Genomic DNA, 24,904 nt, shown 5'->3' with positions numbered 1-24,904 from the left:
CAAGGCAGCGAAAGGCCGAAGTCAGCATGCAGATCCAGACGCTCAAAGGCCTTGTGGCAACCGCCCTGCTTCTGGCGGCAGCCCTTCTGCCGTTTGACTCATGGTCCGAGGTACAGGCCCAGACCTCCGCCCTGCGCCGCTCCAGCGACAACGGCACTGCCGCCGCCCCGTCCATGCGCGGCCAGGCCGGGCGCATGCTTCTGGACAAAAGCCAGCAGCAGCAGACGCAAGGCCTCGACAAGCGCCAGCAGATCGAAGCCGAACACCGCCGCGAGCGGGCCAGGGAACTTGCCCAACCCTGCACCCAGCCCGGCTGCCCCACCCATCCTGAGTACCGGGATGTTTACGGGAAGCCAAAGAAGCGCTGAAACAATAGAGCTCCGACAATTTACAAAGGTAGAGTTTTGCGGGCGCCGCTGCAGCCCCTCCATCGTCATCCCGGCCAAGCGCAGCGCGAGCCGGGATGACCACGGAGAGGACTTTAACAGCAAAAAACCCGCCGGTTTTCACCGGCGGGCTCTTCAATCACTTACCGTCAGAAACGGCTCAGCGCAGGTTAGCGCAAAAGCGCTGGATGCGCTGGCAGGCGTCTTCCAGAGCTTCGGTTGCGGTGGCGTAGGAGATGCGGAAGTTCGGGCCAAGGCCGAAGGCCGAGCCCTGCACCACGGCAACGCCTTCAGCTTCCAGCAGCTCGGTCACGAAGTCCTCGTCGGTCTCGATGACCTTGCCGGACGGCGCGGTCTTGCCGATGCAGCCTTCGCAGGCTGGGAACACGTAGAACGCGCCTTCCGGCACCGGGCAAACGAGACCCTTGGCCTGGTTCAGCATGGACACCACGAGATCGCGGCGGGCCTTGAAGATCTCGTTGTTCTTCGGGATGAAGTCCTGCGTTCCGTTCAGCGCTTCCACGGCCGCATACTGGGCGATGGAGCTGGGGTTGGACGTGGACTGGGACTGCACCGTCGCCATCGCCTTGATCAGCTGCACGGGACCGGCCGCATAGCCGATGCGCCAGCCGGTCATGGCATAGGCCTTGGAGACACCGTTCACCGTCAGCGTGCGGTCATAGAGCGACGGCTCGACCTGCGCCGGGGTGGTGAATTCGAAGTTGTCGTAGACGAGGTGCTCATACATGTCGTCGCTCATCACCCACACATGCGGATGACGGACGAGCACATCGGTGAGCGCCTTCAGCTCGGCGCGCGTGTAGGCGGCGCCCGAGGGGTTCGACGGCGAGTTGAAGATGAACCACTTGGTCTTCGGCGTGATCGCCGCTTCCAGCGCTTCGGCCGTGATCTTGAAGGTCTTCTTGTCGGCCTCCACGATCACCGGCGTGCCGCCGGCCAGCTCCACCATGTCCGGGTAGCTCACCCAGTACGGCGTCGGGATCAGCACTTCGTCGCCGGGGTTCACGGTGGCGATGAGGGCATTGTAAAGCACCTGCTTGCCGCCGGTGCCGACCGTCACCTGTGCCGGGGTGTAGGTCAGGCCGTTCTCGCGCTTGAACTTGGCGCAGATCGCCTCCTTCAGCTCGGGAATGCCGTCCACGGCGGTGTATTTGGTCTTGCCCTCATTGATGGCCTTGATCGCCGCAGCCTTGATGTTTTCCGGGGTATCGAAGTCCGGTTCGCCAGCGCCAAGACCGATAACGTCCCGGCCGGCGGCTTTCAGCTCACGCGCCTTGTTGGTGACCGCAATCGTTGCGGACGGTTTCACACGCGAAAGAGCATCGGCAATAAAGCCCATGAGGGTCCTCCATAGGAGACATGGTGATTTCGAGCGCGCGGACCCTAAGCCGACAACAGAACAGCCGCAAGGCCCAAGCGCCGCAGATCTGCGGCTTGCGTCAACTTTTTTTCGCAGATCTGGACAGAAGCATGTACCCGGCAGAAACGACAAGGCCCCACCGGCACAACCGCGAACACCCTAGAAACAAATACCAAGTACCCTCAAAAAATCATCAGTATCAGAACCTTAATTTTTCCATTTCGGAAAAGGCGCCGCAGAGTGAGCTTAAGTCTCAGGTAATGAGTACGTGAAAAAACGTATGCATACACCAAGCGGAGTGCCCACAGATGGCCAGCCTGTTCTCCATCGGCAGCATGCAGCGCAGCATCAACCGGGATGCCCTTCAGGCATTGGACGATCTTCCGGTTGCCGTCATGACCTGTGATCTTTCGAGCTTCTGCATCGATTACGCCAACAAGGCTTCGATCGGCCTGGTGGACAAGCTCAAGCACATCCTGAATCTGGATCCCTCCAAGATCGTCGGCACCTGCATCGACGTGTTCCACAAGCATCCGGAGCATCAGCGCCGGATCATCGGGGATCCCAAGAAACTGCCGCACAAGGCCCGCATCAAACTCGGCGATGAGGTCATCGACCTGCATATTTCGGCGATCTATGACGCAGCAGGCCGCTATACCAAGGCCTCGCTGGTCTGGAGCATCGTCACCGAGCAGTACAAGGCAGACAGGGAAACAAAGCGCCTGCTGCAGATGATCGACAAGATGCCGATCAACGTGATGACCTGTGATCCGAAGACCTTCGAGATCAACTATGTCAACCAGACCAGCCTCAAGACGCTGGAGGCTGTCGAAAGATACCTGCCGATCAAGGTGAAGGATCTGCTTGGCAGCTCCATCGACGTGTTCCACAGGCACCCTGGCCACCAGCGCAAGATTCTCTCCGATCCCTCCAACCTGCCCTGGCGCGCCAACATCAAGGTCGGGCCGGAAACGCTCCGCCTTGACGTTTCGGCCATTCAGGACACGGACGGAAGCTATCTTGGCCCGATGCTGAGCTGGTCCATCATCACCGACCAGACCCATGTGACCGACCAGATCAGCGGCGTTGTCACGACCATGAACGAGATCGGCAGCGAGCTGGACAGCACAGCCGCCAGCATGCTGCATACGGCCGAAGCCGCCGGCAGCCAGGCCACATCCGTCTCCTCCGCGGCCGAGGAAATGGCAGCCTCGTTCTCCGAGATCGCGCACCGCATGACGACGGCGGCGCAGAAGTCACGCGCCGCGACCGAACAGGCCGATTCCACCGCCGGTCAGATCGAGGCGCTGAAGAATGCGTCGGAATCCATCGGCACCATCATGGGCACCATTCAGTCCATCGCCGACCAGACAAAGCTTCTGGCGCTCAATGCCACCATTGAGGCCGCACGTGCCGGTGAGCTTGGCCGGGGCTTTGCGGTCGTTGCGGCGGAAGTGAAGGGGCTGTCGGAGCAGACCAGCCGCGAGACGGAACAGATCCGTGCGCAGATCGAGGCCATGCAGAGCCAGACCACCGGCGCCATGACGGCCATCCGCTCGATCATCGACATGATCCGCGAGCTGGATTCGCTGTCTTCCGCTGTCGCAGCGGCCATGACCCAGCAGCAGGCCGCCTCTCAGGAGGTGACCCGCGCCATTTCCAGCGTGTCGGATGCCAGCAACAAGACCCGCATGTCGGCCCAGACCGTCATGGGCATGGTGGACAAGGTGAAGGGCGTGCAGAAGGCCAACAGCGAGATCGAGGCTTTCCTCAAGTCACGCTGACGCAGAGAAAGCCGGGCCTCTCCCCTCAGGCCCGGGTTTCCAGCACCAGATGCGGCGGGTCCTCGTCGTTGTCGATGAAGAGCGCACGGATTCGCTTGTTTCTGGACGAGCCGTCAAGGCTGTTCACCACCACGGCGATGGGAATGTTGTTGGCCTTCTTTGCGGCTTCGAGCAGCAGCCCGTAGCTCTTGGGATGCAGCAGGGTCTCGGTGATCGGATGCTCGTCCATCGACTGCTGGGTCAGCTGAAAGACCTTGCGCGCCGCCTTGTTGGCGGCCAGCATCTTGCGTGTCTTTGTGTCCACGACGATGACCGGCGACGTCATCACATCGAAGATCCGGGTAAAATCCGCCTCGCTGTGGCCATCCGGCTCTGCCGTGAAGACAACACCGCCCGCTGTCTCTGAAAGACGGAAGAACAGGGCCGAATAGTGCATCACCATTGTGTCGCCATTCGGCATCTTGAAGCGCCCCTTGCCGGAGGCGCTGGACGAGCGGGCGAGAACCGTCTGGATCAGAGCCGCGAGCGTCTTGCCGACACGCTTCGGGATGTGCGCAATGTTGCGGCCGATGCAGAGCGCCGGGTCGTCAATGCCGAAGGCGTGAAAGAAACCGGGACTGGCATAGCGGACATAGCCGAAATTATCCGCCGTCATGACGATCTTGCCTGAGTTCTCCACGAAGTGCTTCAGGATCGGCGCAAGGCCGCGCACCACATGCCCGCCCTCTCCGCCAGCTGCCACCGTCGACGGGTGGCAGATGACAAACTGGCGCCCATCACCGGCGTCGTAACGCCAGCCGGTCAGGCTGATGCCGGCAATGCCACTCTCCGCATCCGTGCCCACATCGATGGGGCCGCACTTGCCCTTCCGGATGACGGTGTTGAACAGGTTGAGAAGGTTTTTCTGCGTCTGCGGTGCGAGCGCAGAAAGCGCCTCCGACAGAGCGGCCTGTTTCAGACCGGCACCCTTGCCCTCGATCTGGGCGGTCGCCGTCTCAAGCCACATCAGCCGCTTGGCGGAGGGATCAGCGATCAGAAACCAAAGACCGGAGAGACTGAGATGCGGTCCGGCGTGAGCATCCGGCACCGCGGAAGCCGCAGTCTGCAAAAGCTTCTGGTCCGGCTCGGGCATCACTGCCGCAGCCGCCTCGCTTGATCCGCTCATGCCTCTTGCCCGTCCCCGGCGGCGGGCCCATCCCCGCTCCGAAACATCCAGTACGTTCCGGTATCGCCTGCAAGGGCAAAAATCCAGTGAAGATGATCGTTACAAACCGAAACTTTCCCGCCACGAAATGGCCATGAAAAATGCTGCAACCCGCCCGTTTCCGGGCCGCAGGCCGTCGCATTTTCAGGCCAGTTTCTGCCCGTCTGGGCGCTGATGAAAGGGCCTTGGGATGAGAAACAGGACAATGCCCCGCACGCAGATCTCCCGCAGGCAGGCCTGCCCCGTGCAGCTTGCCGGGCTGTTTGCCGGTCTTGGTCTTGCGGCAGTTGCCATCTGTGCGGTGACCGGCAGTGCAACAGGGCTGAGCCTGATGGCCGTTCTGGCCGCAGCCTTCGCCGGCATGACGTCGGTGACGCTCTGTCTTGGTGCAACCTTGTTGCAGGACATGGATGCCCGGCCGGACAGTGCGCCGCATCACTCATCCAGACGCCCACATGATGACTGGAGCTGACAGCATGACCGGAGATACGACGCAGCCGGATGGCAGCAGCGGAACGACCACGCGCATGGACACACCGCCCATGGCAACGATCCTGACACCGCGCAAGACGCGGCCGGAGGATGAGGCAAGCCTGCGGCCTCTGGGAATGGCCATCGCCTTTGGCGTCATACTGGCCGTGGCAGTGGCATTCCTTGGCCCGTCGCCATCCGCGCGCGAACATAATGGAGACAACACCGCACAAGGTGCCCTCCAGCATCCTGTCCAGGCCGGCAAGACCACGCCATCTGCCCTGCCGCTGCGCACGGGATGATGCATCCGGCGCAACCTCTCGAGACCAGCGCGTGAAGTGCTGGTTTGCCAAAGCCCCGCGAGACCTGTTCTCCGGGGCTTTGGCACACCTGACACACGGAGATTTGCGGCAGCGCCATATCCTGCCAAGGGAACCATTGCGCCCGTCAGCCATTGGGCTGGCACATGATCCTGCAGCCGGGAGCGGCTGCCCGCAAACGGACCTGCCCATGCTTGCTGCCCGCTGGAAAGTGCTGATCCTCTCCATCGTCCTTTATCAGGGACTTCTGACCTGGTGCATGTTCGAGCTCGTCAATGTCTCGGCCTATTTTTCCAGTCCAGAATGCGGCGAGTGGTGCGGCCGCCGTCCTTTCGGTTTCATCCTGAGAAATCAGGGAGCTTATGAAGCCGCCATGGCGTTTGCCGCTCTCAGCCTTCTTCTCATCGCCATCAATGCGGCCGTCTGGATCAGCTCCATCCGGGGCCGCCGGAAACCCAAGTCCTGACCCGTTGCTTCCCAGCCCATCCAGTGACTTAATGATGCCTGCGAAAGACACATGGAGTTCTGCCATGGCCGTTGAACTGACCCTGTCGCCCGAAACCATCCGCATGCTGGTGCAGAAGGCCCGTGCCGCGTCGGCCGCCCTCAACGACGCCTTCGAGGAGGACCGCGGCAATGGCATCGATTTCGACGAGGACCATCTCTCCGACCTCCACATGCACGATGGCCTTGCGGAAGAGGAATCCATCGACCTCAGCGAGGAGGAACTGCGGGAGCTGCTGTCGGACCTGAACGTGGATGAGTCGGCCGAACTGGTCGCCATTGCCTGGGTCGGCCGCGGTGACTTTGATGCCAGCGACTTCGAACAGGCCGTCGAGGAGGCTCGGGCCAGAGGCATGAAGGGCACCGCCAGCTATCTGATCGGCCTGCCCCTGCTCGCGGACTATCTGGAGAATGGCCTGGAAACACTGGGCTTTTAGGATCTTGCCCACAGCCGCAGAAAAAACATGCAGGACAACGGAACCGGAAGGTCAAATAGGGCTTTAACCAGACGTTAACCATATGCGACGTTCCTAGGGACGTCACATATGGACCACACCCAACCGGGAGGAGCCCTGAGATGAGCATTCAGGATCGTTATGATACCGATGGTCTCGTCAGCAGTCCGCGTTCACCCTGGCCCTATGTAGCGGGCTTTATCGCAGTTTCAGCCTTTGCCAGCGTTCTGGCATCCGCCTTCCTTGGCTAGGCATACCGTCAGGCTCCTGTCCGGCTCGCTCCGGCAGCCTGCCAGAAGCGCCGGGCACGGCAGGTGGAGTTTCAACGGATCTCCGCAATGACCGCCAGTCCGGCAATCAGTTTCCCAAGTACCGGTTCTTCCACGCTGCGTCTTCACGGGCTGGACCTTGCCCGTGGCCTCGCGCTGCTGGCCATGGTGTCCTATCACCTGTCCTGGGATCTGTCCTGGTTCGGGATCGTGGACTGGCCCGTCAACGAGGATGGCGGCTGGCAGACCTATGCCCGGCTGATTGCAGGCACCTTCCTGTTTCTCGCCGGTGTCAGCCTGAGCCTGGCTCATGCCAGCGGCATCCGCTGGCGCGCCTTCTGGCGGCGGGAGGCCGTGATCCTGGTGGCTGCAGCCGCAGTCAGCGCCGGCACATGGTATGCACTCGACGCCAACATGGTGCGCTTCGGCATTCTCCACTGCATTGCCGCAGCCAGCCTGCTGGCCCTGCCCTTTGTCCGCCTGCCCGCCCTTGCGTCCGTTGCCGCCGCGCTGCTGGTCTTCTCCCTGCCCTTCTGGGCTGCTGGCCCTGCCTTCGACGGGCCGCTGTGGCTCTGGACAGGACTTGGCGACCCCGGCTTTTCCAGCGTGGACTGGGTACCGGTCGTGCCCTGGGCAGGCGCAACCCTGCTGGGCGTTGCTGCCGGGCACATGCTGCGCCATCCTGACGTAAAATTCTGGGCCTCCCGCTGGCAGCCGCGCTCCGCTTTCGGCCATCTGCTTTGCCGGGGCGGACGCCACTCGCTGGCGGTCTATCTGATCCATCAGCCCGTGCTGTTCGGCAGCCTCTGGCTGGTGGCAGCCAGCGGCGTCATCGAGGACAGAACCTCCCGTGACTTTCAGGAAAACTGCACCCTGACCTGCACGGCGGGCGGTGTGGAACAGTCCGCCTGCGCGCGCATCTGTTCCTGCACACTGACCGCCATGAAGTCTGACGGCCTGTGGGACAAGCTGCTGGGCAATCCGGAAGATACCGGCCTTCTGAGCCAGATGAACACGAGCCATGCTGCTTGCGTGCAGCAGGAATTCGAGGCCAATCCGCCGCAGTGACCGCAGCGCTCAGGCTCAGGTTCAGGTTCAGGCGCTGTGCCGCGCCCGCACCAGCCGCTGCGCTGCAAAAGCCCTGAAATCCGCCGCATCATTGCCGCGCGCGGCCTGCCCCAGCGCCCAGAGCGCGGAAATGCCGTCACAGACCGGCTTCATCGCGGCCACCCGGCGGCGCATCAGGTCTGGGTCTTCGCCGTGGGCAAGGCCTGCGGCATGGGCGGCCAGAAGCGCCGTCTCGGCAACCACATCCAGTCCGCATTCCAGCACCGCATAGGCCAGATCCCAGGCCGGATCGGACCAGCCCGCATATTCCCAGTCGATCAGCCACAGGCGCTGGCCATCACTGAGGATATTCCCCGGCACCAGATCGCAATGGCATGGGGCGGGCGGCACCTGCAGCACTGCTGCAAGATCACCGGCTGCGTCCCGCAGAAAGGCAAGATCTTCCGGCGGCGCGCTGTCTGCCTCTGCCGCAAGGATCATCTCCTGAAGCCGCTGCGAGGGCACGAAGACCGGCGGCCGTGCCAGCCCGCCGAAAGCGGCAGCCGCCCCATGCAACCGCGCCAGCAGCGCCCCCAGAAGCTCTGCCCCGGCAGCATCCGCCGCCGCAAGCGGATGGGCATCCGGCACCGCCTCGATCAGCATCACGCCTTGCTCCGGCACCGCCAGGACCACCCGCGGCCCCAGTCCCAGCCGTTCGGCAACGCGCGAGAACTCAGCCTCGGTCTGGCGGTCGACAAGCCCCCGGTTCTCCGCCCGCTCCACCCGCAGGACAAAGCTGCCCGCCTCCCCCGTCAGCCGGTAGACGTGATTGCTGAGGCCGGAGACCGCCGTCACCTGCAGCCTGTCTCCCGCCTCCCGGCGCAACGCCCCGGCCAGCGGCGGACAGGCCGCAAGAGCAGCCGCAAGAGGCGCAGGCAAAGGCAGGGGCGACAGATCAGGCATGAACGGGAACCACGAAATCGGGGCGGGCAGCAAAGTGCATCCCTTCTGCTCCATCCTGTCCCCGGCAGCAAGCGCCAGCCGCAAGCGCAGTTTCCACGCCCCTCTTCCCGGAGCGGCGGACTCACCGCATACTCAGGCCATGACCGAAAAGCCCGCCATCACCATCACCTACTGCCGCCAGTGCAACTGGATGCTCCGCTCCGCCTGGCTGGCGCAGGAACTGCTCTCCACCTTCTCCGAGGAAATCGGCTCCGTCACCCTCATCCCCGGCACCGGTGGCGTGTTCCTCATCACCTGCGACGGCACGCAGATCTGGGAGCGCAAGGAAGACGGCGGCTTCCCCGAGGCCAAGGTGCTGAAACAGCGCCTGCGCAATCTCGTCTGGCCTGATCGGGATCTCGGCCATTCGGACGGGCATAAAAGCGGCGGCTAACCGCTGATTTCCGCCAGCCCATCGCGCAGAACCTGCGGATCGGCCGTCATCCCCGCTTCAAGGGCCCCATGCAGCTCATCCCAGATGGGCACCGCAGCGGCAAGCGTCAGCGCCCCGGCTTGCGTCAGATGCAGCCGCTTGCCGCGCCTGTCCTTCGGATCCGGCAGAACCTCCACCCAGCCCTTGCGCGCCAGCGGCTTCAGCGCCGCCGTCAGCGTTGTCCGGTCCATGCCCAGAAGCCCGGCCACCTGCCCCAGCGCCGGAGCCTCCGGCCGGTTCAACGCCATCATCAGGGAGAATTGCTGGTTCGTCAGCCCGGTGGGCTTCAGCGCCAGATCAAAGCGGCGCGCCAGTGCACGGGCGGCACGCTGGGCGAAAAGGCACAGGCAGGTGTCCTTCACCTGCAGGGTCTTGGCATAGGGAACGGGCAGGGTGTTTGACATGGTCTATTTATGTTGATATCAACTCATATCGTCAATCGGCAGTTTTCGGGGATAGAGCGCCCTGATCCGGCGCGCAAGCGCGCTCGTGCCGGACGGCACCAATCAGCAACCGGGAGAGGAGGCCCGTCATGCAACCTTCAACCGCAACAGAGCATCACAAGATCCTGCGCAGGCTCGCGGGCGAATGGCGGATGGTCTCGTCCACCGGTCACCCGGATTATGATCCGGAGGATCCGGCGAAGCGCTGGACCGAAACCGGCCGCATGCTCGGAGATTTCTGGGCGATCATCGAAACGCGCGGCCCCATGCCGGACGGCGAACCGGCGGAAATGCTGATGACCATCGGCTACGACCCTGCCCTTGGCCGCTACACCGGCACCTGGACCGGCTCCATGATGGATTATCTCTGGATCTACCGCGGCTGGGTGGAAGACGAGGGACAGACGCTGGTTCTGGAAGCCGATGGCCCGGATTTCGACACGCCGGGCAAAAGCGCCGTCTACCGCGACGTGATCCGCTTTCTGCCGGACGGCACCCGCAGCTTCACCGGCAGCGTGCAGCAGCCGGACGGCACCTTCCGCGAATTCATGACCCACATTCTGGCTCCAGCCTGACGGGTCGCCCCCCTTTAATTTGCAATGAGGAGACTTCCATGATCGGGAAATTCATCTGGTACGAGCTGATGACCACGGATCCGAAAGCAGCCGCTGCGTTCTATTCGGACGTGGTGGGGTGGCAGGTCTCGGATTCGGGCATGCCGGGCTTCGACTACACGCTTCTGACCGTTCCCGGCCAGCCGATGCCCAGCGCAGGCCTGATGGCCCTGCCGGACGAACTGGCAGGCTCAGGCGTGCCGCCCCATTGGATCGGCTATGTGGGTGTTGCCGATGTGGATGCCAAGGCCGCCGAATTTGCCGCCAGCGGCGGCAGGATTGTCCGCCCGGCAGAGGATATCCCGCAGGTCGGCCGCTTTGCCGTCGTGGCTGATCCGCACGGCGCCGTCCTCAGCCTGTTCAAGCCGGACATGCCGGATGGGCCTCTGCCGCCGGAACCAGCCATGGGCCTTCCCGGCACCTTCGGCTGGAGCGAGCTTTATGCCGGAGACGGCGCGGAAGCCTTCACCTTCTACAGCAAGATGTTCGGCTGGGAGAAGGACATGGCCGTCGATATGGGGCCAATGGGCACCTACCAGTGCTTCGCCCTGAACGGCCAGGGCATCGGCGGCATCATGACCAAAATGCCGGACATGCCGCAGCCCTTCTGGAGCTACTACATCAACGTCGAAGCCCTTGACGCCGCCGTCGCCCGCGTCGCCAAGGCCGGCGGCAAGGTCATCCACGGCCCGCAGGAAGTCCCCGGCGGCGCCTGGATCATCAACGCCCTCGACCCGCAAGGCGCCATGTTCTCGCTGGTGTCGATGAAGCGGTGACAAAGAAAACCTTCAGCCCGGACCTGTCCGAAGGCCCGGGCTGAGGGCACAGGAAATTCACTCCGGCTGGCCCGCTTCGGCAAATACCTCGCGCGCGGCATTGAGGCCGTTGATTGCGGCTGGAAGCCCGCCATAGACAGCCATCTGCCAGACAGCCTCTACAATCTCCCCGCGGCTCGCCCCTGCCGCAAGCGCATGGGCAATATTCACCTTCAGCTGCGGGCCGGTCTGGCCGCCCAGCGCCGTGAGTGCGGCGACAGTGCAGAGCTGCCGGGTTTTCAGATCCAGCCCGGTGCGGGCATAGTGGCGGCCATAGGCCCATTCCACCAGACTTTCGCTAAAGCCCGGCACCAGATCGTCATACCGCTCTGCGAGCACCTGCTCGAGACCGGGATTCAGCAGGCGGACGACATCACGTCCCTGTTCAAGCGCAGCAGTCATCATGCTCTCCGTTTGGCTTTGCGAACGGCCGGAGCTCCAGCCTGTGAGGCCGGAACAGCAGCCAGGTCCTCGGCTTCCCCGGCTTCGATCTTGCGGTAAAGCGCCACCTTGCCGTCGAGCAGTTCCAGCGTTTGCTGCAGTTCCCAGATGCTGGCCGAAACCTTCTGGCGGTGCCGCTCAATCATCTCCCGCCGCTCACGGGCCGTGGCGGCTCCCCGTGCCCGCAGCTCCGCATAGGCCAGCCGGTCGCGGATGCCCATGCCGGTGGCCTTCAGCCTTTCGAGGAACTCAAGCCAGCGCAGGGCCGGCTCGTCATAGACCCGGTGGCCGCCGGCATCCCGCAAAGGGGGCGGGATCAGGCCGATCTTTTCGTAATAGCGCAAGGTATCGACACTCAGGCCCGTCCGGGCCGCGAGATCACCGATCTTCATGAAACCTCTTTCCCGGGCATGCCCTGCTTCTCCGCAAGCCGCCCGCATGGCTGTTCGATCCATGACATTTGCCCAGTTGCGCTGGACAGTTACCAACGCTAGGTGCTGGAGCGCACTCCAGGTCAAGCCGGTTTTTTCCGCTTTCTCACCGCGTCCGGGATCGCCCGGCCTTCCGCAGCGGCATCAACGGGACAGAAAATCCCTGAGCCTCTCCCGCAGTTCATCCGGCCTGCGGACTTCGCATTCCCAGATGATCAGAACCTGCCAGCCCATGGCCTCCAGCTGCTGCACATGGTCCCGGTCCCGTTCGGTGTTGCGGGTCAGCTTGGGCAGCCAGTAGTCGCGGCGGGACTGGGGGATGCGGGCATCCTTGCAGTCCGGGTCAGGATGCAGATGCCAGAAGCAGCCGTGCACGAAAATCACCTTCCGGCGTGGGCCGAACACCAGATCCGGCTTGCCCGGCAGATCCTTGCGGTGCAGGCGGTAGCGGAAGCCCAGCCCGTGCACCATTGACCGGACAATCATCTCCGGCTTCGTGTTCTTCGAGCGGATCGCCGCCATGTTGCGCGACCGCCGTTCGGGTGAAAGCTTGTCTGCCATTGATACCAGGGCTCATGCGCCGCACGGGCTTGACCAGCTCACGATGAGCCAGGCTCATCGTGAGCTGGTGTGACTTCAGTCTTTTGCCGCCAGATACCCGCCTGCAAGCACCATGTCCCACTCCGTCTCATCACAGCGGCGCGCGATGAACTCTTCCCTGTCACAGGCGGGAAGCCCGAGTGCCGCGATGAGAGCACTGTGATACAGCCCTGAAAACAGCGCCGTCCGCTCCGCCATCAGAATATCACGCGCGCCGCCATTGCCGCGAACACGTTTCATGTAGTCTTTCTGGTCAAAGAGCAGCGCCTGCAGCACCGTGCGGTGGATCACCTTGCCGGTGTTCTCCCGGAAGAACTGCACCACACGCTTCGTCCCGCCGTTGACGGCCCGCAATTCGCGGAAGCGCACCATGTCCAGCCCTTCAAAGCGGCTGTCCGGCAGCTGGCCATCGCGGATCATCCAGTGAATATGCTCGAAACTGGACCGCCGGACACTGCGCTTTCCATCCCGGTTCGGCTGGTTCAGATAGTCCTCGCGGGCAATCATGATGCCGATGGAACAGCGCCGCTCTTCGGTTGCCACCATCACCAGCAGGCAGGGTTCGGCATTGCGGAAGGTCTCGGGCGGAATCATCCAGGTTTTCCGGACGGTGTTCTTCACGTCCACGTCTTCACCCAGCAGGCGGAAATCGCGCAGGCCTTTCGGAACACCGAGAAAGTCGCGCAGGAAATGCTCCACCTTCAGGCCGATGAAGGTCTTTTCCACGTTGTCGAGGTCCGACACCCGCGTGCGTGCCGTGCGCACGGGATCGATGACATATTCCACGGCTTCGCGGATCAGCTCGGGAAAGGTCCGGATGAACTGCGCCTCGCCGCCAGCAAGCCGGAACACCTCATCCGCGATCAGTTTCAGCTTCTGCTGATCCTGCTGCCGCAGATCCGCCGGGGAGCCATCGCCGATCATTCCGCCGCTTCACGCCCTGCCAGCGCTTCCAGCGCGGGCATGCCCAGAGCCACGGCTATGCAGCGGGCAACAGCAGCAGCCACAGGCGGCGGGAAGGCATTGCCGACCTGCCGGTAGGCGGCCGTCTTGCGGCCCGAAAATTCCCAGCTGTCCGGGAAGCCCTGAATCCGGGCAACCATGCGCACGGTCAGCCGGGGCATGCCCTCGTGGTCCGGCGCAGGACACTCATCGGCAATCGTCCGCCCCTCGACCCCAAGCTCCGCCCAGGCACGCCGGGCACGTGTCGGACCAAGATCCGGCCCGCCGTGCTTCTTGGAACCGCCAACCACCGTCGGAGCGATGCGGCAGGCCTGTTCCTTCCAGGCAGCAGCACCTGCCCAGCCCCGCGCTGCCATCAGATCATGCAGCGTTTCGCCCACGGTTGCCGCCGGCACCTTTGTTTCGGGCCATGTGAAATTGTCCGCGAACTCGCGCTGCAGCGCCACCATCACCACACGGGGCCGGAGCTGCGGCACGCCGAAATCGGAGGCCTGCAGCAGCTTCCAGAACACCTTGAAGCCAATCTTGCGCAGACGCAGCTCGATGAACTCGCGGTAGGACAGGAACGAAGGGTCCAGCATGCCGCGCACATTCTCGAACATGATGGCACGCGGCTTCACACGCTCGGCAATCTCGACGCCCCGGGTGAAGAGATTGCGCTCGTCCTTCTCGCCCAGCTGCTTGCCGGCCACGGAAAACGGCGGACAAGGCAAGCCGCCCGCCAGAAGATCCACGCCCCGGAACTGCTCGAATGCGAAATCCTGAAACAGGTCATGCTCATGAACCGTCCACTCCGGGCGGTTCAAACGCAGCGTCTGGCAGGCGTGGGGATCATTCTCGAACAGGGCAGCATGATCGAAACCCGCCATCTCCAGGCCAAGCGCCTGCCCGCCGCCGCCGGCGCAGAGTTCCAGAGATGTCAGCTGATTCCTCATGCGGTATCCTCAAAGACGGCGGGGCGCCGTTCTGGCGGGAGCATATATTGCCCTTCGGATATCACGAAAAGAACAAAATATGAACAGTTTTCTTATCCCCAGTTCGGCGGCAGCATTCCGGCCAGCATCATGCCGCCACAAAGCAACTTGCCAGAACAAAGCCGCAACACCCCCTTTCCCCGGCAGCGGTTTCGGCCCATATTGCACGGCATGAGCAAGAAGCCTGTCTCCCCCTTCACTCCGGAACCCTCAAGCCAGCCGGAAGGCTTTGGCGAAGCGCCTCAGGCGGCGTTTGAGGGCGCGCCTCTGCCATCCGTCAACCTGTCGGGATCGATTGCCGACTGGGCGGAAGAGATCGCGGGAGCGGCGGAGAAGCTTCCCGCCGAGCCACCCGCACCGGCGGCAGATGCGGCGCCACGCAAGGCTGCACGCGGCAAGGGCAAGGCGGAAACCGGCAGCCGCTCGTCGCGCGGCACCTCCATCGGCAAGGCCGAGAGCGCGAGAGAGCGGGCGGCAGGCGGGCTGAACCCGGTGGCCGGGCTCGATATCTCGCTGGAAGAGGCCGAGAAGCTCGAGCAGCATCTCAAGGAAAACAAAAAGAAGAAGGGCCGCAACGCCCTGCCGGAACTGTCCGGCAATCAGGGCGCCACGGCCACCGTACAGGCTCTGTCCGCGCTGATCGAAAGCGGCAACCCGCTGCACAAGAACGGCGAACTGTGGGTGCCGCACCGGCCCGACCGGCCGGAGAAATCCGAAGGCGGCGTGCCGATCGTGCTGAAATCCGCCTACGAGCCGCGTGGCGACCAGCCCACGGCCATTGCGGAGCTGGTGTCCGGCCTTGAAAGCGGCGAGCAGACGCAGGTTCTGCTGGGCGTCACCGGCTCGGGCAAGACCTACACCATGGCGCAGGTCATCGCCCGCACCCAGCGCCCGGCGCTGATCCTGGCGCCGAACAAGACGCTGGCGGCGCAGCTTTACGGCGAGTTCAAGAGCTTCTTCCCGGACAATGCCGTCGAATATTTCGTCTCCTACTACGACTATTACCAGCCCGAGGCCTATGTGCCGCGGACGGACACCTACATCGAGAAGGAATCCTCGATCAACGAGCAGATCGACCGGATGCGCCACGCGGCCACCCGCGCCCTGATCGAGCGCGATGACGTGATCATCGTCGCCTCCGTCTCCTGCATCTACGGTATCGGCTCGGTCGAGACCTATACGGCCATGACCTTCGCGCTGGAGGTGGGCGAGCGGATCGACCAGCGCCAGCTGCTGGCCGATCTGGTGGCGCTGCAATACAAGCGCAACGACGCGGCCTTCCAGCGCGGCGCCTTCCGGGTGCGCGGCGACACGGTGGAACTGTTCCCGGCCCACCTTGAGGACCGGGCCTGGCGCATTACGCTGTTTGGCGACGAGGTGGAATCGATCACCGAATTCGACCCGCTCACCGGCAAGAAGTCCGGCGAGATGAAGAGCGTCAAGATCTACGCCAACTCGCACTATGTGACGCCCAAGCCGACGCTGCAGCAGGCAACCCGCTCCATCAAGACCGAGCTGAAGCAGCGGCTGGAAGAGCTGCACGCCCACGGCCGCCTGCTGGAAGCCCAGCGGCTGGAACAGCGCACCATGTATGATCTGGAAATGCTGGAGGCCACCGGCTCCTGCGCCGGCATCGAGAACTACTCGCGCTATCTGACGGGCCGCAAGCCGGGCGAGCCGCCCCCGACCCTGTTCGAATACCTGCCGGACAACGCGCTGGTGTTCCTCGACGAAAGCCATGTCACCGTGCCGCAGATCGGCGCCATGTACCGGGGCGACTTCCGGCGTAAGGCGACGCTGGCGGAATACGGCTTCCGCCTGCCCTCCTGCATGGACAACCGGCCGCTGCGCTTCGAGGAATGGAACGCCATGCGGCCCCAGTCCATCGCCGTGTCGGCCACGCCCGGCAAGTGGGAACTGGACGAATCCGGCGGCGTCTTCGCCGAACAGGTGATCCGCCCCACAGGCCTGATCGACCCACCCGTTCTGGTGCGCCCCGCCTCGTCGCAGGTGGACGACCTGCTGGGCGAGGTGCGCGAGACATCCGCCAAGGGCTACCGCACGCTGGTCACCACCCTGACCAAGCGCATGGCCGAGGATCTGACGGAATATCTGCACGAAAACGGCGTGCGGGTGCGCTACATGCACTCGGACATCGACACGCTGGAGCGGATCGAGATCATCCGTGACCTGCGCCTTGGCGCCTTCGACGTGCTGGTGGGCATCAACCTGCTGCGCGAAGGCCTCGACATTCCCGAATGCGCGCTGGTCGCCATTCTGGACGCGGACAAGGAAGGCTTCCTGCGCTCGGAAACCTCGCTGGTGCAGACCATCGGCCGTGCGGCGCGTAACGTGGATGGCAAGGTCATCCTCTATGCGGACAACATCACCGGCTCCATGGAGCGGGCGATGGCGGAAACCACCCGCCGCCGCGAGAAGCAGATCGCCTACAACACCGAGCATGGCATCACCCCGGAAAGCGTGAAGCGCTCCATCGGCGACATTCTGGAAAGCGTCTACGAGCAGGACCACGTCACCGTGGATGCGGGCTTTGCGGAAGAGGGCAATCTGGTCGGGCACAATTTCAAGGCCCATCTGGAAAGCCTCGAAAAACAGATGCGCGAAGCCGCCGCCGATCTCGACTTCGAAACCGCCGCCCGGCTGCGCGACGAAATCCGCCGCCTGCAGGCAACCGAGCTTGCCCTCAGCAGCGATCCCTTGGCCCGCCAGTCCGACGTGGAAGAGCAAGGCGGCAGCTATCGGGGCGAACGCCTCTATGGCGCAGGCGGCACCAAGGAAGGCGCCAGCGGCAAGAAGAAGGAAACGGCAGCCGACCGCGCCCGGGCGGCCAAGTCCTCAAGCATGCCAGCGCCCAGTTCAAAGGTGCGCAAGAACTCGCTGGACGAAATGACCGTCGGCCGCACGGAAGTGCCCGCCCATGCAGGCCCGCTGCCGAAGAAGCCCGTCATCCAGGCAGAGGACGCCCCGCATCTCACCCCGCGCGGCAAGACCGGCATCGGCTCCTACGAAGACCCGGCAGACGAAAAACGCCGCAAGGGCCGCTCCCGCAAGACAGGAAGGCCGGGACAGTGAAATCATTCGTCTTCCTCCTCGCTGCGGCCCTGGCCCTGCCCTCTCTCATCCCTGCCCCGGTTCTGGCGGCAGGGGCGGAGCTGCCGGCCTGTGCGGTGACGGGGGCACGGTCGGTGTTCATCAATGGGCGCCCGGCGCTGCGGCTGGCAGATGTGGCGGGATGCCCGGCGGGCATGTTCGAGACCGTGCCGGGGCTTTTCATTGAAGGGCAGCCCGCCGTGCGGCTGTCGGCGCCAAAGGAAGGCTGTATCGCCACCGGCTCATCCAACGTGATTGCGGGCGGCGGCATGGCACCAAGAGCGGGTGATGTGGCCTGCCCGCCTGCTCCCCAGCGCTAATACCAGCTCTCGATGAGCTCGACTCATCGGAAGTTGGTCAAGCCCGCGCGGCGCTTGAGCAACTTCAAAGCGTGATGCGTCGGCATCGAAAGCCTTGGCATAAGCGCACAGGCCGATGAAAAAGGAGCCGCCGAACGTGCTCCCTCTCTTTGTTTTCACGCAACTGCGGAGGCAAACCGGTTCCCGCTTTTGCTGGACTTGCTCCAGTTGACTTCGCGTTAGTTTTATTTAACCTTTAACGTCACAGCGCGGTGGCGCAGACATATCATGCCAGATCCGGCGAGATCCGGTTGCCCCTGAATTACCAGAAACCGGCCATTTCCATGCGGCACGTGAGCATTTTCAAGACTTGACCGGCCGGTAGCAAGCAACCCGGCTTCACCATCATGCCTTGTGAGTGCTCCATCACTGCGCCAGCTGGTCCAGGCACTCAGGAAACGGGTTCAGCGAACTTGGTATAAGCACATCATCCGGTTACCTGGCCTTAAGCGGAACGGGACAAACTGCGCGAGCGATCTGGCGCCTGTGGGAGGGGGGCATGGTGAGGTGTCTGACCGGCAGAGCACGGAAGTGTTTAAGATACTCCGCCATCCTCGCGGCACTGATTGTGCCGCTGGCTTCGGGCCAAGCCGGTGCAGAGGCGAAACCGGCCTTGCGGCTGACCACACTGGAATGGCCGCCTCATGTTTTCGCAGATGGTTCCGGTCCCGTGGCAGATGCGGTCAGGCAGGCCTTCAGCCGGACCGGGCAGGCTGTGATCATAGAGGTTCACCCGTGGCACCGGGCGGTTTCGCTTGTGGCTGAAAACCCGGCCTATGCGGGCGTCTTTCCCGCGTACTATTCCCTCAAGGCGGATGCAGAAGCGGACGGTCACCGCTGTCTTTTCTCGCAGCCTTTTGACAAAAGCCCACTGGGCTTGGCCGAGCACCGCAGCGGGCCCGTGACATGGGACAGGATCGGCGATCTCGCAGATCTGCGGATCGGCACGGTCCGCGGCTACAAAAATGAGGACATGTTTGATCTTCTGGTCGCAACGGGCAGAATCCACGCAGTTGAAGCCACCAGCGACGAGCAGAACCTGCGTAATCTCGTCGAGGGGAAAATTGCCGCCGCGGTGATCGATCTCAAGGTCTACGAGCACCTGACCGCCAACACGCAGGATCTGAAGGACGCAGCCGGAAACTTGCAGTTCAACAGCCGGCTCCTGGGAACCCCGGACTTCCATATCTGCTTTCAGAACTCCCCCGAGGGCCGCCGCGCGCGCGAGATCTTCGAGAAGGGCCTCTGATCCCGGCTCCCAAAGAACTTGGCTCACCGGGAGTTGGTCAAGCCCATGCGGCGTCTATGTCTTTTCGAGCCGTCATGCCTCAACCCCGGCAGAGCCGGCATCACGCTCCCGTGAAACTCCACCTGCCCTCTTGTTCAAACAAGGAACAATCCGGCCCGCGCTGCATTGCGTAAAGGCCTGAAACGGAATGGCAGACAGGAGGATGAATTCATGACCATCACCCCGCCGCAAGATCAGCAGCGCGCCATCCGCGCCGCGCGTGCGCGCAGCATGTCCCACGCCATCGCAGGCGGCTTCACCGGCTCCCAATCGCGCCGTATCGTCATGGCCTTCGTCATGGGGCTGCTGCTGGCGCTGGCCGTCACGGCCATGCCCCGTACGGCAGCAGCCGACGCCGGTCCGGCCGCCCGGCTTGTCCCGTCCGCCGAACTCGTCGGCCAGGGCCGCATGACCTATTTCGGCTTCCGCGTCTTTGACGCAGAACTCTACGCCCCCCAGGGCCGCTATTCGCCGTCGAAACCTTTCGCCCTGAAGCTGACGTATCTGCGCAATTTCAAGGGCGCGGACATTGCCAAACGCTCCGTCGATGAAATGCGCCGTCAGGGCCTGCGGGACGAGGCCAAGCTGAAGCAATGGGGCGACCAGATGCGCGCCATTTTCCCGGATGTGGCACAGGGCGCTTCCATCACCGGCGTTCGCGATGCCTCCGGCAAGGCCGTTTTCTACAAGGACGGCCGCCGGATCGGCACGATCAATGATGCCGAGTTCTCCCGCCGCTTCTTTGCCATCTGGCTGGGCGACAACACGGCAAACCCGAGCCTGCAGGCCAGCCTGACCGGATCTGCCCGCTGATGAGCGCCCCTTTGCCCGCGGCATCTTCCCCAGACCAGCACAAGGGCAAAGGGGCTCTCTTCGCCTATGGCTTCATGGCGCTGCCGCTCGCCTTTGCCGGGCTGCCAGTCTATCTGCACGCCCCGGATTTCTATGCGGCCGCACTGGGCGTTCCGCTCGCCAGCCTCGGCACCGTGCTTCTGTTGTTGCGGCTGGTGGATGCCGTCCAGGATCCACTGATCGGCAGCCTCAGCGACCGCTTTTCCCATCTGCGCTGGCTGGTGCTGATGCTGGGCAGCCTGCTGCTGGGCGGGGGCTTCTTCATGGTGTTCACACCGCCCGCCGGGGAGGGAGCACTCGGCTGGTTCGCCCTGTCCATCCTGCTCTGCACCACCGGTTATTCCATTGTCGCCATCAACCTGCAGGCCCTCGGCGGGTTGTGGATCGCCGCCGAGCATGAGCGCACCCGTATCGCCGGATGGCGCGAGGCGCTGGGGCTGATCGGCCTGCTGCTGGCCTCCATTGCCCCAACGGTGCTGGATCAGGGCGCAGGCAAGGAAGCGGCATTCTCCCGGCTTGCCTGGCTCTATCTGCCGCTCCTGGCGCTTGCGCTGATACTGCTGCTGCGCTGGCTGCGCCATGCGCCGCTGGCCCAGGAGGCCGCAGGCACCAGCCCTGCGTTCCGCTGGCAGGATGTGACGGGCGACCGGTGGCGGCGGAGCTTCTTCGCCATCTATCTGGCCAACACCTTCGCCAGCGCCATTCCGGCGGTGCTGGTCATTTTCTTCATCCGCGACCGGCTGGGCGCAGAAGGTCTCACAGGCTTGTTCCTGCTGGCCTATTTCCTTTCCGGTGCCGCATCCATGCTGCTGTGGCAGGTGCTGTCCCGGCACATGGGCAAGCTGCAGGCCTGGGCCGCCTCCATGGGGCTGAGCGTGCTCACCTTCGTCTGGGCCATCTTCATCGGTGAAGGAGACATTGCCGCCTACACGGCCATCTGCCTGCTCTCGGGTCTTGCGCTGGGGGCGGATCTGGCTCTGCCGGCCTCGATCCTTGCCGACCACATTGCCCGCAGCCGCAGCGAAGGGGCCGCCAGCCGTCTTTATGCCGTGATGGCGCTGTTCACCAAGGGCGCCTTGGCGCTGGCAACAGGCCTCACCCTGCCGGCGCTGGGCCTTGCAGGCTATCAGCCCGGTGCACCGCTGACGGCGCAGACGGCGCTTGCGCTCAGCATTGCCTATGCCGCGGTTCCCTGCCTGCTGAAACTGGCTACAATGGCATGGCTCTGGCGCAAGTCGGCCCTGCTGGCCCACGGCGGAGCAACGGGCCACGCCCCCGCCTAGGCGCAGAGAATGACCCCACCGGGAGACAGGCCGCGATGAGCGTACGCCCGCCCAGCCAGTACAGGACGGAAGACAAGGACCCGCTCGCCGCCGCCCTTGCGCAGGAGGTGATGGCAGAGAAGGTCGGAACCCTCGCCCGCCTGACCCGCAAGCTGGATGAGGCTCTGGCCCGGCTCGAGGGCGCCGCCCGGCGTCTTGCCGAAGCCCCGGAGGACGAAAGGCTTCGATCACGTCATCAGGACCGGCTGGAGGAGGCTGCCGAAGCACTCTGGCATGTGGTGATCCAGCGCGAGCTCTGCGGCCTGCGTCAGCACCGGGAGTTTCTGGACCTGATGCAGGTACCGGCACCGGTGCGCCTGCGCATGGGACCAAGGCCGGCACGCCGCTGAAGACTGGCTCCGTCAAAGCTCCCATCTTCCGTCAAGGCCTTGCAGTGTCTCCGTTTTTCCCCAGACTGACGCAACGGCACACAAAGACGTGATATAAAACCGCAACACCTGCCAGAAACCTTGCCGCCAAAGCTCTGGATGATGCGGTATAAACGGCCGCAGACATTGATTCGGGCGCTGGCCTCGCGTATTGGTTCGCACGCCTGAGAGCACTGCATTGTGGACTGGAAACAACACATTTTCCGGTTCCACGGCTGTTCCGGTGAGTTTCCTTGTTTTGGACTTGTATCTTGCGGAGAGCCCCGTCTATTTCTCCCGGCGGGGGCCTGGAGTCAGGCATGAGCATGTTTAATGGATTGCGTCTGGCGGGACGCAGTGTGAAATTTGCCGCGCGTCAGCTTGCAGCGGCAGGACTTTCGGCTTCGGTTCTCCTTGGTGCATTTGCCGAGGCTTCTGCTGCTCCGCGCAGCGTGCCTCCCGGCAACCGCAATGCGGAGCAGCCCGCAATACCTTTCGCCTCGGCCCGCCGCACGGCAGCCATGCGCTCGACCTATGATGCGAAGTTTGAGCGCGTTCTGGGCGTGCTGCGCCGTGACACGGCTCTGATTTCCGACATCAAGCGCGTTGCCGCCCGGTATGACATCGACCCGGTCCATATGATCGGCGCTATCGTTGGCGAACACACCTATAATTATGACAGTCTCGACAGCGCCCAGAGCTATTACGTCAAGGCCCTGTCCTATGCCGGTGTCAGCCTGAATTTCGCCCATGGCGGCGTCAACGTGACGGACTTCGTTCAGAAGCCGCAGTTCAGCGCCTGCAACACCGGCGCCACCCAGAACGACAGCAACAAGCTGTGGACCTGTTACGAACGGGTCTGGGACAGCGACTTCCGCGGCAAGAGCGTGGACGGCACGCGCTATCCCCGCACGAATTTCAACGAGACCTTTTTCCAGCCGCTCTTCTCCGGCCAGAGCTTCGGCCTCGGCCAGCTCAGCCCGCTCACGGTGCTGAAAATGACAGACCGGGTCGCCCGCCAGAGCCGGATGCAGCGCCTGACCGCCGACAATGCCCGCGATGTCTATCAGGCGACGATGGATCCGAACATCTCGCTGCATTACATGGCCGCGATCATCCAGGATGCGATCGAGGCCTACCGGATCGTCGGCGATGTGGACATTTCCAACAATCCCGGGATCACGGCAACTCTTTATAACCTTGGCGACTCCTGGAACCGGGCGGCCCAGTTCCGCCGCAGCGGCAACACCTGGCCCCAGGAAAACTATTACGGCTGGCTCGTGAACGAGAAACTCGAGAAGCTGAGATCGCTTCTGTGAACATGACAAAGGGGCCGAAAGGCACCTCAGACTGCTGACAAACCTGCTGCTTCTCCATCGTCATCCTCGGCCTTGTGCCGAGGATCTATAGAAATCGATGGCCTGTAGATGGCCGGGACAAGCCCGACCATGACGAAAGAGAAGAAAACCTGCTTTGTCATCAACCTCAGGGGCCTCGCGGCCCCTTCTTTCATGTCTGGCTCATATCAGCGCAGGAACGGATTGGTCAGGCGCTCGTGACCGAAGGTGGACGGGTCGCCGTGTCCGGGCAGGAACGTGACGTCATCGCCCAGCGGTAGCAGCTTTTCCCGGATGGAGAGGATCAGCGTGGCATGATCGCCCCCCGGCAGATCGGTGCGGCCGACAGATCCGGCAAACAGCACATCCCCGGAAATGGCGAACTTCAGCTCCGCATTGAAGAACACCACGTGACCGGGCGCATGGCCGGGGCAATGCAGCACCTGGAACACCAGCCCGCCGATATCCACCGTGTCACCCTCGTCCAGCCATCGGGTCGGTTCGATCTTCCGGAACGGCGGCATGTTGAACTGCTGTGCCTGACCTTCCGAACGGTCGATCAGCATCTGATCCGCCAGATGCGGCCCCTCGATCGGAACCTTGAGCGCATCGGCAAGATCGGCAGCGCCGGCGATGTGATCGATGTGGCCATGCGTGATGAGGATGCGTTCCACCTCGACCTTGTAAGCTGCCACAGTCTCCAGAATGATCTCGACGTCGCCGCCCGGATCCACCACCACGCCCTTCATGCTGCGCGGGTTCCAGATGAGGGAGCAATTCTGGCGGAAGGGCGTCACCGGGATCACGGCAATCTGCACGGGCGGCAGGCCATCCTGCATCGCATCACCGTCGGTTGAAGTCATTTCGGGCTCCTGAAAGCTGGCATCTGCAGTTTCAGTAGCCTGCAGCCCCTCCCCCCGCAAGCCGCAGATCAGATGGAAAGCCGGACGGCAGATCCCCGGATTGGCGGAACACAGCTTGAAATGCCTGATTGGAAGGCAGAAGGCAGCAGCTTTCCCGCAAATTGGGCAGCAAGAGCGCAGGTGCCCAAATCACGTTGCGGCATTTGTGACCTTTAGACCATCATCCGGTAAGGATTCGCTTGCCGGGAGCCGTTTTTCACAGCTATGATAATTCTGCGGCGGATTGGATCGGGTTGCGGCAGCGTTGTTTCTTCCCAATACCATGTTGTTGGCAGTGGCAAGTCCGTTGGCCTTGCGGGGTCAGCAGGCTGCATGGAACGTCCGCACTTCGGTGCGGGAGAGATAGGAATGGGTCGGAGCCGTGAAGACGGCACGCAAATAGGGTGTTTCAGCAATGCACGATGGCGATTCGGACCGGCGTTCGCGCGGACGGCGCGGCGGCAAGCGTGAGTTCGGCGGTCCGCAGGACTTCGGCAGCGATTTCGGCGGCGGCGGCAGTGAATTCGGCGGTGGTGACTATAGCGCCCCCCGCCGTAGTGGCGGATTTGGTGGCGGTTACGGCGGTGGCGAGGAATACGCTTCTGCCGGCGGCGGCCGTGATGGCGGTGGCGGCTACGGCGGTGGACGCAGCGGCGGCGGTTACGGCGGTGGCCGTGAAGGCGGCGGTGGCGGCTACGGCGGCGGCCGTGAAGGCGGCGGCGGCTACGGCGGTGGACGCAGCGGCGGCGGCGGTTACGGCGGTGGCCGTGAAGGCGGCGGCGGTGGCTACGGCGGCGGACGCAGCGGCGGCGGCGGTTACGGCGGTGG

General features: G+C 63.5%; 28 protein-coding genes and 1 pseudogene. 19 read left to right on the top strand and 10 right to left on the bottom strand.

Going from position 1 to position 24,904, the window contains the following annotated elements; genetic code table 11:
* Positions 1-26: 26 nt before the first annotated feature.
* A complete protein-coding gene (locus IF10I1_RS06125) occupies positions 27-368 on the top strand; it encodes a hypothetical protein (RefSeq protein WP_186391133.1) in 342 nt (113 codons plus the stop codon).
* A gap of 178 nt (positions 369-546) precedes the next feature.
* Here the strand turns inward: IF10I1_RS06125 and IF10I1_RS06120 are convergent, their stop codons facing one another.
* Positions 547-1,746, bottom strand: a complete 1,200-nt coding sequence (locus IF10I1_RS06120; RefSeq protein ID WP_186424402.1) for a pyridoxal phosphate-dependent aminotransferase — start codon at positions 1,744-1,746, stop codon at positions 547-549.
* 329 nt (positions 1,747-2,075) lie between these two features.
* Between IF10I1_RS06120 and IF10I1_RS06115 the strand changes: the two genes are divergently transcribed.
* On the top strand, positions 2,076-3,551 hold the full coding sequence (locus IF10I1_RS06115; RefSeq protein WP_186391135.1) for a methyl-accepting chemotaxis protein: 1,476 nt from the start codon (positions 2,076-2,078) through the stop codon (positions 3,549-3,551).
* A 25-nt stretch (positions 3,552-3,576) separates the two neighbouring features.
* Here the strand turns inward: IF10I1_RS06115 and IF10I1_RS06110 are convergent, their stop codons facing one another.
* Positions 3,577-4,716 (bottom strand): PAS domain-containing protein, encoded by a 1,140-nt coding sequence (locus IF10I1_RS06110; protein WP_208977239.1) that lies wholly within the window; start codon positions 4,714-4,716, stop codon positions 3,577-3,579.
* 244 nt (positions 4,717-4,960) lie between these two features.
* On the opposite strand from IF10I1_RS06110, the gene IF10I1_RS06105 reads away from it, so the two are divergent.
* The 6 genes from IF10I1_RS06105 to IF10I1_RS06085 all read left to right on the top strand — a co-directional run bounded on the left by IF10I1_RS06105 (position 4,961) and on the right by IF10I1_RS06085 (position 7,842).
* Positions 4,961-5,227: a hypothetical protein gene (locus IF10I1_RS06105; RefSeq protein WP_186391136.1), complete on the top strand. Its 267-nt coding sequence runs from the start codon at positions 4,961-4,963 to the stop codon at positions 5,225-5,227.
* A gap of 4 nt (positions 5,228-5,231) precedes the next feature.
* Positions 5,232-5,528 (top strand): hypothetical protein, encoded by a 297-nt coding sequence (locus IF10I1_RS06100; protein WP_186391137.1) that lies wholly within the window; start codon positions 5,232-5,234, stop codon positions 5,526-5,528.
* Positions 5,529-5,736: 208 nt separating this feature from the next.
* Positions 5,737-6,012 carry a hypothetical protein gene (locus IF10I1_RS06095; protein WP_186391138.1) on the top strand — a complete coding sequence of 92 codons (276 nt, stop codon included), beginning with the start codon at positions 5,737-5,739 and terminating at the stop codon, positions 6,010-6,012.
* Between the two features lie 64 nt (positions 6,013-6,076).
* Positions 6,077-6,487: a DUF3775 domain-containing protein gene (locus tag IF10I1_RS06090; RefSeq protein ID WP_186391139.1), complete on the top strand. Its 411-nt coding sequence runs from the start codon at positions 6,077-6,079 to the stop codon at positions 6,485-6,487.
* A 140-nt stretch (positions 6,488-6,627) separates the two neighbouring features.
* Positions 6,628-6,756 (top strand): hypothetical protein, encoded by a 129-nt coding sequence (locus tag IF10I1_RS23075; RefSeq protein ID WP_256387629.1) that lies wholly within the window; start codon positions 6,628-6,630, stop codon positions 6,754-6,756.
* A gap of 87 nt (positions 6,757-6,843) precedes the next feature.
* The gene (locus IF10I1_RS06085) at positions 6,844-7,842 is read left to right on the top strand and encodes a DUF1624 domain-containing protein (protein WP_186391140.1); all 999 of its coding nucleotides are present in this window, start codon (positions 6,844-6,846) and stop codon (positions 7,840-7,842) included.
* A gap of 27 nt (positions 7,843-7,869) precedes the next feature.
* Here the strand turns inward: IF10I1_RS06085 and IF10I1_RS06080 are convergent, their stop codons facing one another.
* A complete protein-coding gene (locus IF10I1_RS06080) occupies positions 7,870-8,784 on the bottom strand; it encodes a choline/ethanolamine kinase family protein (RefSeq protein WP_186391141.1) in 915 nt (304 codons plus the stop codon).
* Between the two features lie 139 nt (positions 8,785-8,923).
* Here IF10I1_RS06080 and IF10I1_RS06075 point away from each other — a divergent pair, with 139 nt between their 5' ends.
* Positions 8,924-9,217 (top strand): SelT/SelW/SelH family protein, encoded by a 294-nt coding sequence (locus tag IF10I1_RS06075; protein WP_186391346.1) that lies wholly within the window; start codon positions 8,924-8,926, stop codon positions 9,215-9,217.
* On the opposite strand, the gene IF10I1_RS06070 is transcribed toward IF10I1_RS06075, so the two are convergent.
* Positions 9,214-9,660, bottom strand: a complete 447-nt coding sequence (locus IF10I1_RS06070; RefSeq protein ID WP_186391142.1) for a MarR family transcriptional regulator — start codon at positions 9,658-9,660, stop codon at positions 9,214-9,216. The genes IF10I1_RS06075 and IF10I1_RS06070 overlap by 4 nt on opposite strands.
* 128 nt (positions 9,661-9,788) lie before the next feature.
* Between IF10I1_RS06070 and IF10I1_RS06065 the strand changes: the two genes are divergently transcribed.
* Together IF10I1_RS06065 and IF10I1_RS06060 are read left to right on the top strand one after the other, a co-directional pair.
* A complete protein-coding gene (locus IF10I1_RS06065; protein WP_186391143.1) occupies positions 9,789-10,274 on the top strand; it encodes a DUF1579 domain-containing protein in 486 nt (161 codons plus the stop codon).
* 38 nt (positions 10,275-10,312) lie between these two features.
* On the top strand, positions 10,313-11,089 hold the full coding sequence (locus IF10I1_RS06060; RefSeq protein ID WP_186391144.1) for a VOC family protein: 777 nt from the start codon (positions 10,313-10,315) through the stop codon (positions 11,087-11,089).
* 57 nt (positions 11,090-11,146) lie between these two features.
* Here IF10I1_RS06060 and IF10I1_RS06055 read toward each other — a convergent pair whose 3' ends face one another.
* The 5 genes from IF10I1_RS06055 to IF10I1_RS06035 form a co-directional block, all read right to left on the bottom strand.
* Entirely contained in the window at positions 11,147-11,530 is a 384-nt protein-coding gene (locus tag IF10I1_RS06055; RefSeq protein WP_186391145.1) for a carboxymuconolactone decarboxylase family protein, read from the bottom strand.
* Positions 11,530-11,961, bottom strand: coding sequence for a MerR family transcriptional regulator (locus tag IF10I1_RS06050; RefSeq protein ID WP_186391146.1), 432 nt, complete (start codon positions 11,959-11,961; stop codon positions 11,530-11,532). The genes IF10I1_RS06055 and IF10I1_RS06050 overlap by 1 nt, the downstream gene beginning before the upstream one ends.
* A 183-nt stretch (positions 11,962-12,144) precedes the next feature.
* Entirely contained in the window at positions 12,145-12,561 is a 417-nt protein-coding gene (locus tag IF10I1_RS06045; protein WP_186391147.1) for a very short patch repair endonuclease, read from the bottom strand.
* Positions 12,562-12,636: 75 nt separating this feature from the next.
* The gene (locus IF10I1_RS06040) at positions 12,637-13,524 is read right to left on the bottom strand and encodes a NaeI family type II restriction endonuclease (RefSeq protein WP_186391148.1); all 888 of its coding nucleotides are present in this window, start codon (positions 13,522-13,524) and stop codon (positions 12,637-12,639) included.
* On the bottom strand, positions 13,521-14,498 hold the full coding sequence (locus tag IF10I1_RS06035) for a DNA cytosine methyltransferase (RefSeq protein WP_186391149.1): 978 nt from the start codon (positions 14,496-14,498) through the stop codon (positions 13,521-13,523). Before IF10I1_RS06035 ends, IF10I1_RS06040 begins: the two co-directional genes overlap by 4 nt.
* A gap of 210 nt (positions 14,499-14,708) precedes the next feature.
* Between IF10I1_RS06035 and uvrB the strand changes: the two genes are divergently transcribed.
* The 7 genes from uvrB (at position 14,709) to IF10I1_RS06000 (ending at position 23,156) form a co-directional block, all read left to right on the top strand.
* The gene (uvrB, locus tag IF10I1_RS06030; protein WP_186391150.1) at positions 14,709-17,630 is read left to right on the top strand and encodes an excinuclease ABC subunit UvrB; all 2,922 of its coding nucleotides are present in this window, start codon (positions 14,709-14,711) and stop codon (positions 17,628-17,630) included.
* Complete coding sequence (locus tag IF10I1_RS06025) at positions 17,627-17,968, top strand: hypothetical protein (RefSeq protein WP_186391151.1); 342 nt, start codon at positions 17,627-17,629, stop codon at positions 17,966-17,968. Before uvrB ends, IF10I1_RS06025 begins: the two co-directional genes overlap by 4 nt.
* Before the next feature lie 652 nt (positions 17,969-18,620).
* Positions 18,621-19,256 carry an ABC transporter substrate-binding protein gene (locus IF10I1_RS06020; RefSeq protein WP_208977687.1) on the top strand — a complete coding sequence of 212 codons (636 nt, stop codon included), beginning with the start codon at positions 18,621-18,623 and terminating at the stop codon, positions 19,254-19,256.
* Positions 19,257-19,466: 210 nt separating this feature from the next.
* Positions 19,467-20,108: a chalcone isomerase family protein gene (locus IF10I1_RS06015; protein WP_186391153.1), complete on the top strand. Its 642-nt coding sequence runs from the start codon at positions 19,467-19,469 to the stop codon at positions 20,106-20,108.
* Complete coding sequence (locus IF10I1_RS06010) at positions 20,108-21,430, top strand: MFS transporter (protein ID WP_186391154.1); 1,323 nt, start codon at positions 20,108-20,110, stop codon at positions 21,428-21,430. Before IF10I1_RS06015 ends, IF10I1_RS06010 begins: the two co-directional genes overlap by 1 nt.
* Positions 21,431-21,465: 35 nt before the next feature.
* Positions 21,466-21,819 carry a DUF6665 family protein gene (locus IF10I1_RS06005; RefSeq protein ID WP_186391155.1) on the top strand — a complete coding sequence of 118 codons (354 nt, stop codon included), beginning with the start codon at positions 21,466-21,468 and terminating at the stop codon, positions 21,817-21,819.
* 338 nt (positions 21,820-22,157) lie between these two features.
* Positions 22,158-23,156 carry a DUF1402 family protein gene (locus IF10I1_RS06000; RefSeq protein ID WP_244284552.1) on the top strand — a complete coding sequence of 333 codons (999 nt, stop codon included), beginning with the start codon at positions 22,158-22,160 and terminating at the stop codon, positions 23,154-23,156.
* Between the two features lie 206 nt (positions 23,157-23,362).
* Here IF10I1_RS06000 and IF10I1_RS05995 read toward each other — a convergent pair whose 3' ends face one another.
* Positions 23,363-24,037 carry an MBL fold metallo-hydrolase gene (locus IF10I1_RS05995; RefSeq protein WP_305790720.1) on the bottom strand — a complete coding sequence of 225 codons (675 nt, stop codon included), beginning with the start codon at positions 24,035-24,037 and terminating at the stop codon, positions 23,363-23,365.
* A 454-nt stretch (positions 24,038-24,491) separates the two neighbouring features.
* Here IF10I1_RS05995 and IF10I1_RS05990 point away from each other — a divergent pair.
* Positions 24,492-24,904, top strand: a pseudogene (locus tag IF10I1_RS05990) (cold-shock protein); the annotation flags it as partial.

The organism is Pannonibacter sp. I15F10I1 (assembly GCF_900185665.1).
Taxonomy (GTDB): Bacteria; Pseudomonadota; Alphaproteobacteria; order Rhizobiales; family Stappiaceae; genus Pannonibacter; species Pannonibacter indicus.
The sequence above is the reverse complement of the archived record's forward strand: the minus strand, read 5'-3'. Positions and strand labels throughout refer to the sequence as shown.

Bases quoted from the DNA above. Each gene is read 5' to 3' on its own strand.
- IF10I1_RS06125 (WP_186391133.1), top strand. From the start codon at position 27: ATGCAGATCCAGACGCTCAAAGGCCTTGTGGCAACCGCCCTGCTTCTG.
- IF10I1_RS06120 (WP_186424402.1), bottom strand. From the start codon at position 1,746: ATGGGCTTTATTGCCGATGCTCTTTCGCGTGTGAAACCGTCCGCAACG.
- IF10I1_RS06115 (WP_186391135.1), top strand. From the start codon at position 2,076: ATGGCCAGCCTGTTCTCCATCGGCAGCATGCAGCGCAGCATCAACCGG.
- IF10I1_RS06110 (WP_208977239.1), bottom strand. From the start codon at position 4,716: ATGAGCGGATCAAGCGAGGCGGCTGCGGCAGTGATGCCCGAGCCGGAC.
- IF10I1_RS06105 (WP_186391136.1), top strand. From the start codon at position 4,961: ATGCCCCGCACGCAGATCTCCCGCAGGCAGGCCTGCCCCGTGCAGCTT.
- IF10I1_RS06100 (WP_186391137.1), top strand. From the start codon at position 5,232: ATGACCGGAGATACGACGCAGCCGGATGGCAGCAGCGGAACGACCACG.
- IF10I1_RS06095 (WP_186391138.1), top strand. From the start codon at position 5,737: ATGCTTGCTGCCCGCTGGAAAGTGCTGATCCTCTCCATCGTCCTTTAT.
- IF10I1_RS06090 (WP_186391139.1), top strand. From the start codon at position 6,077: ATGGCCGTTGAACTGACCCTGTCGCCCGAAACCATCCGCATGCTGGTG.
- IF10I1_RS23075 (WP_256387629.1), top strand. From the start codon at position 6,628: ATGAGCATTCAGGATCGTTATGATACCGATGGTCTCGTCAGCAGTCCG.
- IF10I1_RS06085 (WP_186391140.1), top strand. From the start codon at position 6,844: ATGACCGCCAGTCCGGCAATCAGTTTCCCAAGTACCGGTTCTTCCACG.
- IF10I1_RS06080 (WP_186391141.1), bottom strand. From the start codon at position 8,784: ATGCCTGATCTGTCGCCCCTGCCTTTGCCTGCGCCTCTTGCGGCTGCT.
- IF10I1_RS06075 (WP_186391346.1), top strand. From the start codon at position 8,924: ATGACCGAAAAGCCCGCCATCACCATCACCTACTGCCGCCAGTGCAAC.
- IF10I1_RS06070 (WP_186391142.1), bottom strand. From the start codon at position 9,660: ATGTCAAACACCCTGCCCGTTCCCTATGCCAAGACCCTGCAGGTGAAG.
- IF10I1_RS06065 (WP_186391143.1), top strand. From the start codon at position 9,789: ATGCAACCTTCAACCGCAACAGAGCATCACAAGATCCTGCGCAGGCTC.
- IF10I1_RS06060 (WP_186391144.1), top strand. From the start codon at position 10,313: ATGATCGGGAAATTCATCTGGTACGAGCTGATGACCACGGATCCGAAA.
- IF10I1_RS06055 (WP_186391145.1), bottom strand. From the start codon at position 11,530: ATGACTGCTGCGCTTGAACAGGGACGTGATGTCGTCCGCCTGCTGAAT.
- IF10I1_RS06050 (WP_186391146.1), bottom strand. From the start codon at position 11,961: ATGAAGATCGGTGATCTCGCGGCCCGGACGGGCCTGAGTGTCGATACC.
- IF10I1_RS06045 (WP_186391147.1), bottom strand. From the start codon at position 12,561: ATGGCAGACAAGCTTTCACCCGAACGGCGGTCGCGCAACATGGCGGCG.
- IF10I1_RS06040 (WP_186391148.1), bottom strand. From the start codon at position 13,524: ATGATCGGCGATGGCTCCCCGGCGGATCTGCGGCAGCAGGATCAGCAG.
- IF10I1_RS06035 (WP_186391149.1), bottom strand. From the start codon at position 14,498: ATGAGGAATCAGCTGACATCTCTGGAACTCTGCGCCGGCGGCGGCGGG.
- uvrB (WP_186391150.1), top strand. From the start codon at position 14,709: ATGAGCAAGAAGCCTGTCTCCCCCTTCACTCCGGAACCCTCAAGCCAG.
- IF10I1_RS06015 (WP_186391153.1), top strand. From the start codon at position 19,467: ATGACCATCACCCCGCCGCAAGATCAGCAGCGCGCCATCCGCGCCGCG.
- IF10I1_RS06010 (WP_186391154.1), top strand. From the start codon at position 20,108: ATGAGCGCCCCTTTGCCCGCGGCATCTTCCCCAGACCAGCACAAGGGC.
- IF10I1_RS06005 (WP_186391155.1), top strand. From the start codon at position 21,466: ATGAGCGTACGCCCGCCCAGCCAGTACAGGACGGAAGACAAGGACCCG.
- IF10I1_RS06000 (WP_244284552.1), top strand. From the start codon at position 22,158: ATGAGCATGTTTAATGGATTGCGTCTGGCGGGACGCAGTGTGAAATTT.
- IF10I1_RS05995 (WP_305790720.1), bottom strand. From the start codon at position 24,037: ATGACTTCAACCGACGGTGATGCGATGCAGGATGGCCTGCCGCCCGTG.